This is a genomic window from Rhodopseudomonas sp. BAL398 (assembly GCF_033001325.1).
Classification (GTDB): domain Bacteria; phylum Pseudomonadota; class Alphaproteobacteria; order Rhizobiales; family Xanthobacteraceae; genus JARJEH01.
Genome location: NZ_CP133111.1, coordinates 2892248 through 2909574, shown reverse-complemented (window position 1 = coordinate 2909574; position 17327 = coordinate 2892248). Strand labels below are relative to the sequence as shown.

The 17327-nt window shown below is 62.2% G+C and carries 20 protein-coding genes; 8 read left to right on the top strand and 12 right to left on the bottom strand.

Annotated features, from left to right (window positions below; all coding sequences use genetic code 11):
- Positions 1-4 precede the first annotated feature (4 nt).
- Genes RBJ75_RS13765 through RBJ75_RS13755 form a run of 3 tightly spaced genes read right to left on the bottom strand, consistent with a single transcriptional unit; the run spans position 5 to position 3124 of the window.
- Positions 5-1555 carry a DHA2 family efflux MFS transporter permease subunit gene (locus RBJ75_RS13765; protein WP_044405760.1) on the bottom strand — a complete coding sequence of 517 codons (1551 nt, stop codon included), beginning with the start codon at positions 1553-1555 and terminating at the stop codon, positions 5-7.
- Entirely contained in the window at positions 1552-2766 is a 1215-nt protein-coding gene (locus RBJ75_RS13760) for an HlyD family secretion protein (protein WP_052628813.1), read from the bottom strand. The genes RBJ75_RS13765 and RBJ75_RS13760 overlap by 4 nt, the downstream gene beginning before the upstream one ends.
- 37 nt (positions 2767-2803) lie before the next feature.
- Positions 2804-3124 (bottom strand): hypothetical protein, encoded by a 321-nt coding sequence (locus RBJ75_RS13755; RefSeq protein WP_152647588.1) that lies wholly within the window; start codon positions 3122-3124, stop codon positions 2804-2806.
- Here RBJ75_RS13755 and RBJ75_RS13750 point away from each other — a divergent pair.
- Positions 3123-3719 carry a hypothetical protein gene (locus RBJ75_RS13750; protein ID WP_052628812.1) on the top strand — a complete coding sequence of 199 codons (597 nt, stop codon included), beginning with the start codon at positions 3123-3125 and terminating at the stop codon, positions 3717-3719. The two genes, RBJ75_RS13755 and RBJ75_RS13750, sit on opposite strands and share 2 nt — an antisense overlap.
- Positions 3720-3853: 134 nt before the next feature.
- Here RBJ75_RS13750 and RBJ75_RS13745 read toward each other — a convergent pair whose 3' ends face one another.
- The 8 genes from RBJ75_RS13745 to RBJ75_RS13710 form a co-directional block, all read right to left on the bottom strand.
- On the bottom strand, positions 3854-4519 hold the full coding sequence (locus tag RBJ75_RS13745) for a glutathione S-transferase family protein (RefSeq protein WP_044405756.1): 666 nt from the start codon (positions 4517-4519) through the stop codon (positions 3854-3856).
- Positions 4520-4522: 3 nt separating this feature from the next.
- On the bottom strand, positions 4523-4984 hold the full coding sequence (locus RBJ75_RS13740) for a MarR family winged helix-turn-helix transcriptional regulator (protein WP_044405754.1): 462 nt from the start codon (positions 4982-4984) through the stop codon (positions 4523-4525).
- A gap of 40 nt (positions 4985-5024) precedes the next feature.
- Complete coding sequence (locus RBJ75_RS13735) at positions 5025-5450, bottom strand: organic hydroperoxide resistance protein (protein ID WP_044405752.1); 426 nt, start codon at positions 5448-5450, stop codon at positions 5025-5027.
- Between the two features lie 135 nt (positions 5451-5585).
- Entirely contained in the window at positions 5586-5948 is a 363-nt protein-coding gene (locus RBJ75_RS13730; protein ID WP_044405750.1) for a hypothetical protein, read from the bottom strand.
- A 21-nt stretch (positions 5949-5969) separates the two neighbouring features.
- Complete coding sequence (locus tag RBJ75_RS13725; RefSeq protein ID WP_044405748.1) at positions 5970-6212, bottom strand: hypothetical protein; 243 nt, start codon at positions 6210-6212, stop codon at positions 5970-5972.
- Positions 6213-6256: 44 nt separating this feature from the next.
- Positions 6257-6814 (bottom strand): RNA polymerase sigma factor, encoded by a 558-nt coding sequence (locus tag RBJ75_RS13720; protein ID WP_234707309.1) that lies wholly within the window; start codon positions 6812-6814, stop codon positions 6257-6259.
- Positions 6789-7214 carry a hypothetical protein gene (locus tag RBJ75_RS13715; protein ID WP_206741307.1) on the bottom strand — a complete coding sequence of 142 codons (426 nt, stop codon included), beginning with the start codon at positions 7212-7214 and terminating at the stop codon, positions 6789-6791. Before RBJ75_RS13715 ends, RBJ75_RS13720 begins: the two co-directional genes overlap by 26 nt.
- 110 nt (positions 7215-7324) lie before the next feature.
- Positions 7325-7951, bottom strand: a complete 627-nt coding sequence (locus tag RBJ75_RS13710; protein WP_011159632.1) for a TetR family transcriptional regulator — start codon at positions 7949-7951, stop codon at positions 7325-7327.
- A gap of 93 nt (positions 7952-8044) precedes the next feature.
- On the opposite strand from RBJ75_RS13710, the gene RBJ75_RS13705 reads away from it, so the two are divergent.
- From RBJ75_RS13705 to RBJ75_RS13685, 5 genes are all read left to right on the top strand, one after another.
- Complete coding sequence (locus RBJ75_RS13705) at positions 8045-9220, top strand: efflux RND transporter periplasmic adaptor subunit (protein ID WP_044405739.1); 1176 nt, start codon at positions 8045-8047, stop codon at positions 9218-9220.
- Positions 9221-9224: 4 nt separating this feature from the next.
- Positions 9225-12377: an efflux RND transporter permease subunit gene (locus RBJ75_RS13700; RefSeq protein ID WP_044405737.1), complete on the top strand. Its 3153-nt coding sequence runs from the start codon at positions 9225-9227 to the stop codon at positions 12375-12377.
- Between the two features lie 37 nt (positions 12378-12414).
- Positions 12415-13251: a universal stress protein gene (locus RBJ75_RS13695; RefSeq protein WP_011159629.1), complete on the top strand. Its 837-nt coding sequence runs from the start codon at positions 12415-12417 to the stop codon at positions 13249-13251.
- A 92-nt stretch (positions 13252-13343) separates the two neighbouring features.
- Entirely contained in the window at positions 13344-13604 is a 261-nt protein-coding gene (locus tag RBJ75_RS13690; protein ID WP_080900864.1) for a hypothetical protein, read from the top strand.
- Between the two features lie 187 nt (positions 13605-13791).
- Complete coding sequence (locus RBJ75_RS13685; protein WP_044405732.1) at positions 13792-14391, top strand: hypothetical protein; 600 nt, start codon at positions 13792-13794, stop codon at positions 14389-14391.
- 122 nt (positions 14392-14513) lie between these two features.
- Here the strand turns inward: RBJ75_RS13685 and RBJ75_RS13680 are convergent, their stop codons facing one another.
- The gene (locus RBJ75_RS13680; protein ID WP_044405730.1) at positions 14514-15209 is read right to left on the bottom strand and encodes a TetR/AcrR family transcriptional regulator; all 696 of its coding nucleotides are present in this window, start codon (positions 15207-15209) and stop codon (positions 14514-14516) included.
- Positions 15210-15314: 105 nt separating this feature from the next.
- Between RBJ75_RS13680 and RBJ75_RS13675 the strand changes: the two genes are divergently transcribed.
- Complete coding sequence (locus tag RBJ75_RS13675; RefSeq protein WP_276156364.1) at positions 15315-15956, top strand: hypothetical protein; 642 nt, start codon at positions 15315-15317, stop codon at positions 15954-15956.
- A 162-nt stretch (positions 15957-16118) separates the two neighbouring features.
- Positions 16119-17309, top strand: coding sequence for a patatin-like phospholipase family protein (locus RBJ75_RS13670; protein ID WP_044407407.1), 1191 nt, complete (start codon positions 16119-16121; stop codon positions 17307-17309).
- Positions 17310-17327: the final 18 nt, after the last annotated feature.

The window sequence follows — 17327 nt, the reverse complement described above, 5'->3', positions numbered from 1 at the left end:
TACCTCACCCTACCGAAACGCCGGCATCCTTCGGCAACGGCCGCAGCAACACGACCAGCGGAATGGTCACAAGCAGGATGACGCCCAAGACGAAGAACTGATCGGAGAATGTGATGACCGTTGCCTGCAGGCGGATCGCCTGGCCGAGGGCCTGCATGCCGCGTTGCACGTCCTCGACGCGCGCGCCGAAGCCGGCGATCAGCTCCTGCACTCTGACGGAATTGCCGCTCAGCGCTTCGGAAATCCGATCGACATGCAGGGTGGTCCGGCGCTCCTGCAGGGTCGAGATCATCGCCAGCGCCATCGAACCGCCGAGGTTGCGCGCTGCATTGAACAGGCCCGACGCGTCCTCGACCTTGTCCTGGCTGACGGAGCTGGTCGCCGCTTGATTGAGGAAGACCAGCGTAAAGAACTGCGCAAAGCCGCGCAGGATCTGCGCAAATAGGAAGTCGATGCCCGAGGATTCAGGTGACAGGCCGGCGTTTAACAGGCAGCTGATGCCGTAGAGAAAAAGCCCGAATCCAATCGCGATCCGCACGTCGAGCCGCCGCACCAGAAATGGAAATAGCGGCATCATCAATAGCGTCGGAATGCCGCTGAGCAGCGCGACGTAGCCGGCTTGTTCGGCGTTGTACCCGGCGATCTTGCTAAGGAATTGCGGGATCAGATACAGGATGCCGTAGAGCGCTCCGCCGACCACGAGGCTCATCAGGAACACCCCGCCGAAGCTTCGCTGGAAAATGATGCGAAGGTCGATGACCGGATTGCGGCTCACCAATTGACCCGCCGTCAACAGACCGAAGCCGAGCAGGGAGGCCAGACTTAACAGTATGATGAAGTTCGACTCGAACCAACGCTCGCGCTGGCCTTCCTCGAGCACAACGGTGAGGCAGCCCAAGCCGATGGCCATGCCGATGATGCCAAGCCAATCCGCTTGCGCGACCTCGCGCCAATGCATGCGTTCGAAGGGAAGCCCCAACAACAGCAGTCCAACCAGTCCGATGCCGACCGGCAGGTTGAGGAAGAATGCGTAGTGCCAGCTGACGTTTTCCGTCAGCCAGCCACCGATGATCGGACCTAGCACCGGACCGAGCACCGCGGTCAATCCGAACAAGGCGATGCCGATCGGGCGCTGGTCCGGCGGCAGACGTTTTGCCACGATGGTGAGCGCCGTGGGGATCATCGCGCCGCCGGCAAAGCCCTGGCCGATGCGGCCGGTGATCATCGAAACGAGTGTTGTCGAGGTCCCGCACAGCATCGAGGACAGCACGAAACCCACCGTGACGACGAGCAGGAAGATCCGCAGCGAGAGCAGACGCTCGAACCAGCCGGCCAGCGGAATCATGATGATTTCGGCGACCAGATAAGCGGTCGAGATCCAAGTGCCTTCGGATTCGCTGGCCCCGACCTCACCCTGGATTTGTGGTAGCGACGCGTTGACGATCGAGATGTCGAGCGTCGCCATCAACGCGCCGATCGTCCCGGCTCCGACGGCCAGCCATGCGGTGAGATCGGCGCGCTGCGGCGTTGAACTGGCTTCGGCCGGACCGGTCATTGCGCGCCCTTCCGGCTGTCCTGCAGTTCTCCCCTTTGGCGGTTGATGTCGGCCTTGGCGTTGCGGGTATCGACGTCCACCACGATCGACAGTCCGGGCACCAGCACCTTGCGCGCCTCCGGGCCGGCATCAATCCGGATTCGCACGGGCACGCGCTGCACCACCTTGGTGAAATTGCCGGTCGCATTCTGCGGCGGCAGCAACGAGAATTCCGAACCTGTGCCGGGTGAGAAGCTCAGCACTTCGCCGTGGAGTTTCTCGTTGGGCAGGGCATCGACTTCGATGGTCGCCGGCTGGCCGACCCGCATCAGGCCGATCTGGGTCTCCTTATAATTCGCCTCAAGGTAAAGATCATGGAGCGGCACGACCGTCATCATCCGCATCCCCGGCTGTACGAACTGGCCGATGCGCGCAGTCAGGTCGCCGACGCGGCCCGCGATCGGGCTGACCACCACCGTGTTGTCCAGATCGATTTGCATCTGATGAAGCTGGGCCTCGGCCTGCTCGATCGCGGCTTGCGCTTCGGCAATTTGCGCTTCGGTCGACGGGACCATCCGACGCGCCGACTCGACCTGCGCGTTGTTCAGGGCGACCTGGGCGCGTGCCTGATCGCGCTGGTTTCGGATCTGGTCGTAACGCTCGGTCGCTTCGGCGCCGCTCGCTGCCAACGGCCGATAACGCGCGACCTGGTTCTCGGCAAAAGCCAGGCTCACCTCCGATTGCCCAAGCTGAGCATTCGCCTGTTCGATCTGGGCGTATTGTCGGTTCAACTCGGCTTCCGCGCGGGCTTTGCCGGCCCTTGCCTGATCGAGTTGGGCCTTGGCCTGCTCAACTCGAACACGGTAGGAACGGTCGTCGATCTTCGCCAGTTGATCGCCAGCCGCGATCGTCTGGTTTTGGACCACCGGTACCCCAACCAGATAGCCCGAGACGTTCGGCGCAATCGAGACCTGATCCGCCTTGAGATACGCGTCATTGGTGCTTTGAAAATAGCTACCCGTGGTCCACCAATACCAGCCATAGCCGGTGCCGCCGAGTAGCAGCAGGATCGCAGCGGTGATCAATCCCCAACGTAACCAGGGATTCGACAGCATCGAGGGTTCCGACTTACCCTGCGTATCGTCGTGGTCGGTTGGTGGGGGAGCCTGCTCCTGGTCGTGGGAGCCAGATTTCCTGGCGGGCGGGTTCCGGTCAGCCAGCTCCGACGCCATTTCCAACCTTTCCAAAAACGGTACAGTATCGTTTACATCATGCCGCATCTATTTCAAGCGAGGCCTTTATGACGCCCCCGACCGTTGATAGTTCCATAATCGAACAAGAGCCGGCGTCGCCGCTGTATGGGAAGATAAGAAAAATTGCCGGGCGTTGCGAAGCGAGAGCTAGGTTCGAGCTTTCGCGTTTCCCGGCGTGGCGTTTAACCTCGTCGCCGCAGTTGCCCGAATTATCCGGCTTGCGCCTTGACTCAAAATCACAAGCGTCCATATTAATCAACATTAGTTGATTATATGCCGGATCCGCCTGGCGGCTCCAAGCGGGGCCTGCCGTGGTCAAATCTCGAGATGATTTCATGAAAATGACCGGCCAGTTGCTCCTTGTTCTGACGCTTGCGCTGGGTCCGATCTCGGCGACCGCCCATAGCGCGGCTGAGCGTGCAGACTCGTCGTCGGAGTCCGAGCAAGGGCAGACATTGTCGGTGCAGAGCGAACTGGAAGCCTTCGATCAAGTGAGCGTCTCGGCACGAGACGGCATTGCGGCCGTTGAGCGGTATCTGGCAGGCGCGAAGGTCGTCGATATCAGCTTCGACGGGCAGGCGAAGAGGCCGATCTATCACGTCAAGGCCTATCGCAACGGCGAAATCTGGAATGGCGCGATCGATGCCTCGACCCGGACAATTGTCAGCGACGGCTCGCTACCGGCTTCGCAGCTGGACGCCGAGGACAGGAGCAATATTGCCGATCTAAAGCGCGCTCGGTTTGATTTGGCCGAGGCGGTCGCCGTTGCGGAAAAATACGGCGCGGGAAAAGCTGTCGGCGCTGGATTGAGCCGCGCCGACGGTCGGCTGATCTTCCTCGTGGTCGTCGTCTCCGACGGCGCTTTGAAGGAGATATCGGTCGATCCAGCTGAGAAAAGCCGGCGCTCGCCTCCCTCGTCGAGAGCTTTCTAGCCAAAGCGCAAGAGCGTCCTCGGAGCTCCTGCGTTTCGAAGCCAGCCAGCGTGCCAATATAGCATTGAACGTTCGGTCGTTTAGCCGAGCGTTCTCTCGTGGGCGTCAACGTCACATTGTGCCGCCGGGATCCATCAACTCAGCATCGGCGAGAGCTCGGGATCTCCCTTTGTCATCGCACGTTGATACGCCGGACGTCCACCGATGCGTGCAAGATAGCCGCGGATATTGGGATAATCGTCAAGACGGCGTCCGGTGAACGCACGCATCGTCGTCAAGGCAAACAACATGATGATGTCAGCCGCAGAGAAGTCCGCGCCGGCCAAATAGGGCACCTTGCCGAGCCGCTGTTCGATCATCGCAAAGCCGCGGTCGGTTCGCGCGGTGTAGACCGCGACAAACGGATGGTCCGAACCGATTCCGACTCCGAGCTGATCGGCGCCGCTGATACCGGCTCCCAGCATCTCGATCGACTCGCTGGGCATCAATGTGCCGTTGACGAAATGGAACCAGAACAGATAGTCGGCAAATGCCGGATCGTCCGGGGCAACCTTCAGCCGCCCGTGTCCGTATTTGGCCAGGATGTATTCGATGATCGCGCCGGATTCCGCCAGCACGAGATCGCCGTCGGCGATGACCGGCGAGATCTGCATCGGATGCAGCGCCTTGTATTCGGGGGGCGCCATGCGGGTTTGCGGATCGCGTTGATAGACTTCAAGGCGATAGGGAATGTCCAGTTCTTCGCACAGCCAGACGATGCGCTCGGATTGCGATAGTCCGAGATGGTGGACGGTCAGCATGAGTCATTTCTCCAGGGAGGGCGGACGGTTTGCCAGCATTGCGATGATGTCCTGCAGGGTTTCCCGAAGCGTCTCGACTGCGGTGGGGTCGAAATCCAGGCCCTGGGCGAGCGACTGCGGCACCACGCTGGCACGCTTGCGTAGCGCGCGGCCGGCATCGGTCAGTTCAACGAGAACCCGGCGTTCATCGTCCGCGTCGCGCCGCCGGGTCAGCAGCCCGGCGGTTTCCATCCGCTTCAGCAGCGGCGTCAACGTGCCGCTGTCGAGATACAGCTTCGCCCCGAGGTCACCGACGCTCTGCGACGGTGAGTCCCAGAGCACCAGCATGACGAGATATTGTGGATAGCTCAGACCGAGTTTGGCGAGCACCGGTCGATAGAGGCGGGTCACCAGGTTGGATGAGGCATAGAGCAGAAAGCAGACCTGGCGGTCGAGGCGCAGCGGATGGTCCGACTGTTTTGCCATCGGTACTCCTTCGGAGCGCGGGCGAAGCGACGGGTTGCATTCAGCGTGTCGTCACCGTGATCACGACGTCGATATTGCCGCGCACCGCATTCGAATATGGGCACGTAGCATGCGCCGCCGCCACGATCGCTTCGGCGACCGATTGTTCGAGGCCTGCGATGGTGACGTTCAGCGTCACGGACAGCACGAATCCGCCGCTGCCGTTCGGCGCGAGGCCGACCTCGGCCACGACTTCGATATCGGCGTCGGCGACCTTGACGCTCTTGGCGCGTGCCACGTGGATGACGGCGTTTTCGAAACAGGCGGCGTAGCCGGCGGCGAACAGCTGCTCGGGGTTGGTCGCGTCGCCCTTGCCGCCCAGCGCCTTCGGAAGAGCCAGTGAAAGCGACAGCAAACCATCGTCGCTGCGAACGCTGCCGGCGCGACCGCCGATCGCCGTGACCTTCGTGGAATAGAGTGCACTCATGATGGGTCTCCCGTTTTGAATTGCCGCAGTTAAATATCGTACAATAAAATTGTGTGCAATATAATAAGTCGCGCCATTTGGTTGCCACCGCATCCGGTGCGGCCGACGTCGCAGCAGCACCGGCACGGTTGCGGTTCAGCCGGTGATGGCGATCCTCTTGATCCGCTTGTTGAGGACCTCGGCGAGACCGATTGCGCCGACGCCTGCCACAACGTGGAGCACGCGCAGCAACCAGGATGTTTCCCCGAGCGGCAGATGCACCTGCAACAAGCCGAGCACCGGAACGATAGCGGCCCATAGCGCGGCGATCAGCGCCAGCTGCGTGGCCTGTTCACGCGCGAGCGCGGCAAGTCCCCACACGGCGATAACCAGCAGCACGCCGAGCCCCATGTGCAATTCCAGCGGAACGTCGTAGCCTAGCCAATAGGCGATGCCGACGCACAGCGCGAGAATTCCAAATAGGCGGCTGGTGAAGATGAAGGCTTTGGTGGTGTTCATGGTCGTCCTTTCTCTAAAGCTTCAGATGATGTCGATGTCGGCGTGTCGCAGATAGCCGTGGCCGTTGTGGTCCTCGGCCAGCATGTCGATTGCGGCCTGCCGCGGGGCTATGCCATTCGTGAAGGCCACGGCGTAGCGCCAGTCGGCGAAGTCGTTACGGGTCAGGCCGATGCCGCCGGTGATCTGGTCGAGTTCGATATCCAAGCGGCGGAGCCAGCGCGTGAAGTTGAATTGGTGGATGGCCACACTGTCAGCATCGAACATCTTGGGTTCTCCTGATTGACGGATTGAACGGTCCGCGTCGGTGATCACGTCGCGTCCTCCGCCAGCCATTGCCGCAACGACTTGGTTGCCCGGTTCTTGCGCGACAGCAGCGTGCCGATCGGTTCATTCCATTGCGCGGCGAGTTCGCGGAACGGCACGCCCTCGATCTCGACGGCGATCCAAACCGCCCGCTGCGCTGGCGGCAACCGGTCCAGCGCGGCGCGCAGCCGGCGTCGAAGCTGCGTCTGTTCCAGCGTCTGTTCCGGCCCGAGTGCGGGATCTTCAAACTCCTCGGGCACTGGTGTCAGCTCGCGACGGCGGCGAATCCGGTCGATCACGCCATTCGCCAGCGCCCGGAACAGATAGGCCGTCACGTTCTCGACCTCGGTGAGCAGATCGGCCCGCTCGATCAACCGCAGCACGGTGTCCGCAACGACATCCTCGGCATCCAGATCGGAGGCGCCAGACAGCTTCGCATGCACGAAGCGGAGCAGGCGGCCGCGATCGCGGCGCACGACGTCCGCGACCTGATGCCGAATCCTGTCGACGTCGGGCGCAGCGTCGGCGAGTCGGTTGTCACTCGGCGTCACCCGCGCCCCCATCGCCGGCGAGGTGGCGAGCCGCGTAGGCTTCGAACGCGGGCTTGCCCTCTTTTTCCCACCACGCGGCATACAGCGTCGCATCGGAAGCGGATGAAGACCGCGACGGCGTGCACGGTCGCGTCTTGTGGCCATGCGATCCATGGTTGAAGCTGCCGACCAGAACGCGGGTCAACACCAGCATCGCGAACGCTTGCCAGTAGGTGAGGGCAGGCATCGCCAGCAGGTCGGGAACGACGGCGTTCCACGCCACCATCACCACCCAGCCGAACAGCAGGCCGAATACGACGGCGACAGCCAGTCCCAACGCGACATGTTGGATGATCAGAAGAAGCCGGCCAAGCGACATCACGAAATCCCTTTCAAATGCGCGCCGCCGACGCAGCGGCGAGCGGTGCCGCATGCAGGCGGTTCGGCGCGCGATGCGCAACGCCGCTGCGTGGCAATGCAGTTGGTTGGATGACGCAAGGATCGGCGATTTATTGCATCCGCCGAATTCGGCTTCTGATGTCCCTAAGCTCCTGGTCTTTTTGGATCGTCGGGCTGCGCCCGCAGCGAGGACGAAAAAGCCCGCACAGCCGCGGTGACGTCATTGCGCATGTCGAACTCGGTCTCGCCGTTCAGCCATTGATTGATCAGGCCCATCACCATGCCGCAGAAGGCTAGCGCGGCGATCTCCGGCCGCCAGTGCGGCGCCAGCCGGCCGCGTTTCTCGGCCAAACGAAAAATGATGGTGACCGAGGATCTGAATTTGCGGTCGAAGTTGCGCTGGCGCTCGGGCGCTTCGACCGCGGCGAAATTGACCAGGTAGGTGGAGAGCCGCTTGCGTTTCGGATCCATCTCCAGCTCGCAGAGCCGCCCGGTCATGTCGCGGACCAGTTCGTCCATCGGGTCGAGGGTATCGTCGATCTCGAGCTGACCGGCGAGTTGTTCGAGCGGAAGGCCCATCCGGTCCAGCAACGCTAGCAGCAGCCCCTGCTTGTTCTGGAAATGCCAATGCACCGCCCCCCGGGTGAACCCGGCCGCCACGGCGATCTGCTCCAGCGACACCTCGGTGACGCCGCTTTCGAGGAACAGCCGCTCGGCCACCGCGAGTATGGTCTCGCGCGTTGTTTCTGCTTCCAGTTTCGTCCGCCGCATGGCGTCTTTACCTCATCCATTGACATACATACTAAACGTATGTAAAGCCCATTCAAGTCATTTCCGCTGCCGGCAGCGGGATCGAGAGGCCATATGAATATCGCATTGCGCCCCGCTCTGGTGTGGGCTGCTTTCGTTCTGGTTGTCGGGGCTGCCCCGATGGTCGCGTCGGCGCAAATGGGGCCATCCGGCCCGCCAGCGGTCGGCGTTGCGCCCGCAGCGTTACGCCCGGTGGCGCAAAAAGAGCAGATCACCGGGCGGGTCGAAGCGGCTGAGCGCGTCGAGATCGTGGCTCGGGTCTCGGGCTTCCTTGAACAGCGACTGTTCACCGAAGGGGCCGAGGTCAAGGCCGGTCAGCTGTTGTACCGGCTCGAGCGCGGGACCTACGAAGCCGCGGTTGAGACCGCCCACGCCGCGATCGATCAGGCCAAAGCCCAGCTGGAAAACGCCGGCATCACCCTGGCCCGCTCGCAGAAGCTGCTGGAGGGACCGGCCGGGATGCAAAGCTCGGTCGATACCGCGCGGGCCAACAAGCTCACCGCCGCCGGGCAGTTGCGCGCCGCCGAAGCGCAATTGCGCCAGGCCGAGATCAACCTCGACTACACCGAAATCCGCTCGCCGATCGACGGTCGGATCGGCCGCGCCGGGACCAAGGTAGGCAATCTGGTCGGCCCCACCAGCGGGCCGCTGACGACGATCGTCAGCCAGGATCCAATGTACGTCGTGTTTCCGGTTGCGACGCGGCGGGTGATGACGCTTCGCTCAAAGCTGATCAAGGACGGCTTCGCCGCCTTGAAGGTCCGGCTGAGGCTGCCGGACGGACGACTCTACGACCGCGACGGTGAAGTCACCTTCATCGACATCAATGTTGCGCAGGACACTGACACCATCCTGTTGCGGGCGACGATCCCCAATCCGCCGCTGGGCGAGCAGAAAGATGGAAAATTTCCTCGCGAACTGATCAACGGCGCGCTGGTCACCGTCTTGCTGGAGGACGCCGAGCCGGTGCAAGTCGTCGCGGTGCCTCGGCAAGCGGTGCTGTCGGACCAGCGTGGCAGCTACGCCTATGTGATCGATGCAGGCAACGTGGCGCGGCGCCGCGATCTGCAGCTCGGTCCTTCGACGCCGGAATGGGCGTCGGTCGAGCAGGGGCTGAGCGCGGGCGAGCAGGTAGTCGTCGAAGGCGTGCAACGGGTTCGCGCCGACACGCCGGTGAAGCCGGATCCAGTCTCATCCGGCGATGCCGGCGCGCACCAGACCCCGGGTTAGGTCGATGTTCTCCGCTATTTTCGTCGATCGACCGCGCTTTGCCATCGTCATCGCCATCCTGATGACGATCGTCGGACTGTTGGCGCTGACCCGCATCCCGGTCGCCCAGCTTCCCGACATCGTGCCGCCGCAGGTCCAGGTCACCACGCTGTATCCCGGCGCCTCGGCGGAGGTGCTGGAGTCGACCGTGGCGCAGCCGCTCGAAGCGCAGATCATCGGCGTCGACAAGATGATCTACATGAAGTCGTCGAGCGGCAACGACGGCAGCTACACGCTGACGGTCTCGTTCGAACTCGGCAGCAACCCCGACATCAACACGGTCAACGTCAACAACCGCGTGCAGACCTCGCTGTCGCAATTGCCCGCCGAGGTGCAGCTGCAGGGCGTCACCGTCAAGAAGAAGTCGTCGTCGATTCTGCAGGTCGTGATGCTGTCCAGCGACGGCAAGTACGATCCACTGTTCATGACCAACTTCGCCACCATCAACGTGCTCGACGAACTGGCGCGGACCCCGGGCGTCGGATCGGCGTCGCTGTTCGGCCGTCTGAATTATTCGATGCGGATCTGGTTCGACACCATCCGGCTCACCAGCCTCGGGCTGGTGCCGTCAGACGTGGTCAAGGCGATCCAGAGCCAGAACATTCAAGCGCCGGTCGGCCGCATCGGCGCCCGCCCGGTGAGCTCGAATCAGCAGCTTCAGATTAATGTGCAGACCCAGGGCCGGCTGTCCTCGCCCGAGCAGTTCAAGAACGTCGTGATCCGCGCCAATCCGGACGGCTCGGTGTTGCGGGTCGGCGACGTCGCTCGGGTCGAGATGGGGGCGCAGAACGAGGACGTCGAGGCCCGCCTCAACACTTCGCCGTCGGTCGCGATCGGCATCTACCTGGCGCCGGGGGCCAATGCGCTCAACGCGTCGACCGCGGTCAATGCCACGCTCGACAAAATCCGCGGCCGGGTTCCGGCGGGATTGAAGGTTCGGTCGATCTACGACGCCACTACCATCGTCAACGAGACCGTGGATGAGGTGTTGAAGACGCTGGTCGAGGCGTTCATCCTGGTCGCGATCGTGGTGTTCGTCTTCCTCGGCAATTTGCGCGCCACCATCGTGCCGGTGATCGCGGTGCCGGTCAGCATCATTGCCTCCTACGCCGTCCTGCTGGTGCTCGGCTATTCGATCAATACGATTTCGCTGCTGGCGCTGGTTCTCGCCATCGGCATCGTCGTCGACGACGCCATCGTGGTGGTGGAAAACGTCGAGCGAATCATGGAGGAGGAGCCGGAGATTTCCGCCGCCGACGCCACCAAGAAGGCGATGCGGCAGGTCACCGGGCCGATCATCGCGATTACCATGGTGCTGTTCTCGGTGTTCGTGCCGATTGGATTCATCCCGGGGATTTCCGGCGAATTATTCCGGCAGTTCGCCGTGACGATCAGCGCGGCAATGTTTGTTTCCGCAATCAACGCGCTGACGCTGTCGCCGGCGCTGTGCGCGGTGTTCCTGAGGCATTCGCCGCATCGCGGCGCGCTAGCGCGGATCGGTCACGGCATCGACAAGGTGCGCAACGGCTACGCCTTCGTGGTGCACAAGTCGCTGCGGATGGCGGCGATCTCGCTGCTTTTGGTCGGCGGCTGCGCGCTCGGGTCCGGCTTGTTGTCGCGCATCACTCCGACCGGCTTCCTGCCCGAGGAAGACCAGGGCGCTTTCTTCATCAACATCCAGCTTCCGGAAAGCGCCTCGGTGGAACGCACCAGCAGGGCGGTGGCGCAGCTCGAGGATATTCTGGGCAAGATGCCCCAGGTCAAGGATACCATCGCGGTGGTGGGATTCTCCATTCTCGACCAATACGGCGCGTCCAACAGTGCCCTGGTGATCGTCACCCTGAAGCCGTTCGAGAATCGCCGCGGCGCGATGGACTCGGCGCAGGCGCTGATCGCCAAGACCTTCGGTGCGGCGACGCAGATCAAGGCCGCGACCGTCATCCCGTTCAATCTGCCGCCGGTGATCGGACTTTCGACCAGCGGCGGATTCGAAATACAGCTCGAGAATCTTGCGGGCGGCGACTTCGCCACCATGGGCAATGTCACGCTGGGACTGCTGGCCGCCGCCAATCAGGATCCGAAGCTCGCGCGGGTGTTCTCGACCTACGCGGCGAGTTCGCCGTCGATCTATCTCGATATCGATCGGGAAAAGGCCGAGGCGCTCGGGCTCGGTATCAACGACATCTTCACGTCGCTACAGGCGACGCTCGGCGGTTACTACGTCAACAACTTCAATCTCTATGGTCGGACCTGGCAGGTCAACATCCAGGCGGAGTCCGAGGACCGACGCGATCTGTCGGCGCTTTGGAGCATCTATGTCCGCAACGCCAAGGGCACCATGGTCCCCTTGCAAGCGGTGGCCTCGGTACGTACCGTGGTCGGACCGGCGGTGATCACGCGCTACAACAATTATCGCTCGGTCACCGTGATGGGATCCACCGCGCCGGGAGTTTCGTCCGGCGACGCGATGGCGGCGATGGAGAAGGTCGCAGCCAATACGCTGCCGTCCGGATACGCCTTCGAATGGACCGGGACCTCTTTCCAGGAGCAGAAGGTGGGCGGCCAGACCCCGGTGATTTTGGCGCTTGCGGTGCTGTTCGCCTACCTGTTTCTGGTCGCGCTGTACGAAAGCTGGGTCATTCCGATCCCGGTGCTGCTGTCGGTCACGGTCGGCGTGCTTGGCGCGTTTTTCGGTCTTCTGGTCAGTGGGCTGGCGCTCGATCTCTATGCCCAGATCGGGCTGGTGGTGCTGATCGCGATGGCCGCGAAAAACGGCATCCTGATCGTCGAATTCGCCAAGGAGCAGCGCGAAGCCGGAGCCAGCATCATCGAGGCGGCCGAGACCGGGGCGAAGCTGCGGTTTCGCGCGGTGATGATGACGTCGATCGCCTTCATCGCCGGTCTTGCGCCGCTGGTCTGGGCCGACGGTGCCGCAAAGATCGCGCGTCGTAGCGTCTCGACGCCGGTGTTCGCCGGGATGCTGGCGGCGAGCCTGCTCGGCATCTTCGTCATTCCGATGCTCTACGTGACCTTTCAGACGCTGCGCGAACGGGCGGCGCGCTTCCGGCGCAAGCCGGGCGAGACCACCGCGGTCGCGCCGCATCCGCCCAACCGGTAACCGAACGACGTGAACGACGTGGATAGAGGAACTGTCGATGGGGCTTAAGAACATTGTGGTCTTCGTGGAGCCATCGAACGCCGGCGCCACGCGGGCCCGCTACGCTGTCGAGTTGGCGCGGCGTCATGGCGCGCATCTAATCGGCATTTTCGTGGCGTCCTCCGACGGGCCGATCCCGGCAAATGCCTATGTCCGCGGCCGCGACGCGATGCGTCGGCTGATCGAACTGCACGACGCCAACGCCATTGAGACCACCAGTGTCGCGAGCCGAAACTTCAACACCGCGACCAATAGCGCCGACATCACCTACGAATTCAGGATCATCCGCGAGATCGAGTCCGACGATACCAAGTTGCATTGCCTGCACGCCGATCTGGTGATCGTCGGTCATCCGCGGCCCGGCGGGCTGCCGCTCTATTCGTCGGCCGAAGGCCTGTTGCTCGCCACCGGAATTCCGTTTCTGATCGTGCCCGACGGTTGGCCGTCGGGAGCCGTTGCGCAGCGGGTGCTGTTGGCGTGGAATGCCAGCCGTGAGGCGAGGCGCGCGATTACGGATTCGTTGCCCCTGCTGTCGGCGGCGCAGTCGGTTTCGATTGTCGTAATCGATTCTGCCAAGAATCGTCTGCATGGCGAGAATCCCGGCGCCGACGTTGCGGTCTATCTCAGCAGACATGGCGCGCATGTCACGACCGAGCAGATCGATTCCAACGGATCCCCGATCGCCGACGTGATCTTGCAACACGCCGTGCATGGCGGCTTCGATCTCATTGTACTTGGTGCCTACAGTCATGCCCGGGTTCGCGAGGCGGTGTTCGGCGGCGTGACGCGATCGCTACTCAAATTGGCGACCATTCCGATGCTGATCGCCCACTGATTGATCACACTGCGGTGTTGCTGCGGTTGGCAATTCAGAGCTGCCGCCAAGGCAGCGAATGCCGACAATGATAATGGGGGAGAAACGGCAGCATGACGATTTCGCGGACGAAGGCCTCAGCCAAAGCGGGCATCAAGCAAGAGCTGGAAGAGCGCTTCGCAATGGGCGACCGGGTTTGTATGAGTCCGCTTGGAGCCGAGCGGCATCCAAGATACGCGGAGCAACGCGGCACCGTAGTGGGACTAAGCCGCTATCCCAGTGTGGTGCGCATTCAACTCGATCGTTCGCGCACGCCGGTCGCACTCCACAAAGACTATCTGATGTTGGTTGAGGCGTCCTCACGACGGTCATGAGATCACGGTAGAATGGCAACGGTAAAATTGACGAGGTTCTGCAACGGCTCCGCGCTGAGGGCGCTGATATACCTTTCCGTCTTTCTTTTTGAAGGTCGACGTTCGCCCTCTTGATTGCGGAACTAGCTGTCACATCTAATCAACATATGATGAATAATATCCGACCCGCCCCTGGAGGATTAATGACATGTTGAAAACCAGCCTTGCCCATGAGCAATTGGAGTGGACCAAGCAGAAGCTCGACGAGATCGATGCGACGCTTGCTTCGCTCGAAGAATCCGCAAAGAGCCTGAGCAGCGCCGCCCGCATCGAGGCGGAGCGCGCGTTGGCACGGATCGCGACGGCGCGAAACGAGTTCAGCAGGAACGCCGATGTGCTGCGTGCGCAGACAGCGGACGCCGGCGAAGAAACCTACGCAGCGCTGTTGGCCAAGTGGACCGAGGTGGAGCTTGGGCTTCAGACCTATTTGGCCGCCGCGGCGTCGCAGGCCGACACCGTGAAGAACGCCTTTGCAGCACGCGCGGCTGCGCAACGTGTGACATGGCAGAAATCGCTCGCCACGATCCAGGCTGCCGCATCTGAAACGGTCGAGCGGGCCCGGATCGAAGCCGACGCCGCCGCCGCTCGGCTGAGTGAAGCGGCCGCGAAGGTGGAGGCCAAATTCGGGCAGGCCTCCAACGCGGGAGACGAATCCTGGAAGGCTATCCAAAGCGCGATCGCCGAGGCGCATGCGGTCCAGCAGCGCACCTGGAAAGCGATCACGGACAGCTTTGCCAAGCTCGGCTAGGCAGCAGAGCTGCTCGCGGCCGCGCAATCAGTCGGTGACTGATGACGCAAACTCATCGAAGGTCAAGGCCCGGCGGGGCTTTGACCTGTTCTGGTGGATTGCGGACCCGGGCGTAGGGTACCCTAAGCGAACCCGACCGCCAACAACGCCCGTTTCAACTCGCGACGAAACGCTTGTTCCTTTTTCGCATGACTGGAAAACCGGGCGATGAACGGGCGCATCACGACCGTCATAGAGATGGCGGCCGTGAACGTGGCAAAGAAAAAGTCGGGGTTGACGTCCTTGATGGCACCGGAGGCGTGAGCCGCGCGAATCGGCGGCAAGAGTAGATCATGCATGGGCCGCACCAGGCGGTCATACACATATTCGAACCGTTCACCCTGTTCGCCGACTTCGTTCACCACGAACATCGCCAACTGTGGCGTATCGCAGAGATGATCGATCATGCGCGCCATCGCCAGTTGAAGCGTTTCGCCGGCGGATGTTTCTGGGGCCCCCCGTTCGATGATCGAGCGGAAATCGGGTAGGGTGCGCTCGGCGATGTCGTCGACGACCGCACGCCACAACCCTAGCTTTGAGCCGAACTGATGCGGGATGAGCGCCACGTCGATCTCGGCCTCCGTCGCAATCTGCCGAAGGTTGGTGCCATCGAAGCCGTGGCCCGCGAACGCCGCGAGCGCAGCTTGCAGGATCGCCACCGATTTCGGCTGTTCCGTTTTTCGTGGGCGTCCCCGACGCTTCACAGCCACCTTCGCCGCCATTCTGTGAATCTCCTCGGCCGATGCGGCAAGGGCCGCCACATTGACATTTTCACGCATTGCTTTTAATCAACGATAGTTGAATTGGTGCTGATGTTTGTCTCACACCTTTTCGCCCCGTGGTCGACAATCCGCAACTCGCATCTGTCCCTGGGAGGGACCTCGATGAGCAAGTTTGCCGTTATCATTTTCGGGGACCAAGCGAAGGCAAATGAAGCGTCGCGCGTTCTCACCGAGCTGCAAGCCGACAACAGCTTGGTGCTGTTCAGCCAAGCTGTCATTGCCAAGGATCTTGCTGGAACTGTCTCCCTGATGGCCCCTGCATCGGGCGGCGCCGTTGGATCTGCGGTCAGCGGTTTGGCGAGCCGTTTGATTGGAGTCCCGGTGGGCGGCCATGGCGGTCTGTCGGATGCGGGCGTCTTGGACAGTTTTTGCCAAGAGGCCGCCGACGCGCTCAAGCCCGGCGCGACCGCCATCGTGGCTGAGATTTCTGAAGATCGGTTGGGCCCTCTTAACACTCAGATGCACGCGCTCGGCGGCCAAGTGCTGCGGAGCTGCAACGGCTACTCCGAGGGCGACGAGATTGCCAAGCTGACCGGTCGCCAGATCGCGAACATCGAGCAGCTCAACGCCGAATACGTCCGGGCGCCGCAAGACGCCGACAAGCCAGGCGAAACGCCTGTCGATGCTGTGACGCTTGCTCCCGACGAGCGTGCAAGCAATCAGAGTATCGTCAAAGCCAACGCCGAGGCACGCTCCGCCAAGCTCAGTCAGGCCTGCGGTCTGACGAAAGACGCTCTGGGTTGAAGTCAGGCGAGCCTTGCCATGCGCAGTGACCGTCGACCGCAGGCCGAGGACGCAATGTCATATCGGAGCATCGTTAAATCCGGCAAACAACGGGGTTTGCGCCACTGCGTGGCGTCGTAGCACGCCGTCCTGCCCTGAAGCGGTTAACAAAAAAGGCCCGCCATGCATCATCCTCGTCTTCGATCCACCGCCCTGCCGGTTCTCGTTGCGACGCTCGGCCTTCTCGTCGCCGGATGCTCGTCTCTGCCCAGGACGCCATATAGCGTCGCGGATGCTTCCTCTGCGCGGGTCCTTGATCTTGTCGACCTGCGTCGCAATGCCGATGAGCCGGCCGGCAAATTCATGCAGACCAATCACCAGGCGGTGCTGCGTGGCCCGCGGACCTACCTGGCGCTATCGGGCGGCGGAGCGGATGGCGCCTATGGCGCTGGCGTCCTAAACGGCTGGTCGGAGGCGGGCACGCGCCCGTCATTCTCAGTCGTGTCTGGCGTCAGCACCGGCGCATTGATCGCGCCATTCGCGTTTCTCGGTTCTGAATACGACGCAACGCTGCGCGAAATCTACACCAGCGGCATTGCCGCAAGTCTGCTCGAAGACCCCAACCCGTTGAAGGCTATTTTCGGTTCGGGTCTGTTCGGAAACGCGAGAATGCGCGACCTGGCCGCCAAATACTACGATGCCAACGTCGTCGCTGCAGTCGCCGTTGAATACGCCAAAGGCCGGCAACTTGCGATCGTGACGACGAATATCGACTCCCAGCGCACCGTGATTTGGGACATGGGGCGTATCGCTTCGCTTGGGACGCCGGCCTCGTTGCGTCTGTTCCAGGACGTCGTCGCCGCTTCGGCAAGTGTGCCGGTGGTGTTTGAGCCGATGCTGATCACTGCCGCAGCGAACGGCAGCCAATTTCAGGAGATGCATATCGATGGTGGCGTCACCGCGCCCGTCCTGACCCTCCCCGAGGCTTTCCTGCTCCGTAACGCGACTCCGGCCAAACCGGAAAATTTGCAGCTGTTCATCCTGATCAACAACAAGGTTGAGCGGGAATTCCAGCTCGTTACCAACAGCACCGTCGCGATTGCCGCACGATCGTCCTCGACCATGTTGAAGACGCAGATGCGATCGATCCTTTACGACACTTACGCCTTCGCGCGGCGGAATAAACTCGGATTCAACCTGACCTATGTCGAAGGCGACAGACCGTTGTCGCCCGCCGGATTCGATACCGACTACATGCGCGAGCTGTTCCAATACGGCTACGACAGAGCCCGAAGCGGCCACGTCTGGTCGCAATCTCCTCCTGCCGATAACAACGAGGCGCCCTCCGCGTCTCGAATTGCAGCCGCACGGTGAGTGCAATAGCAACGACCG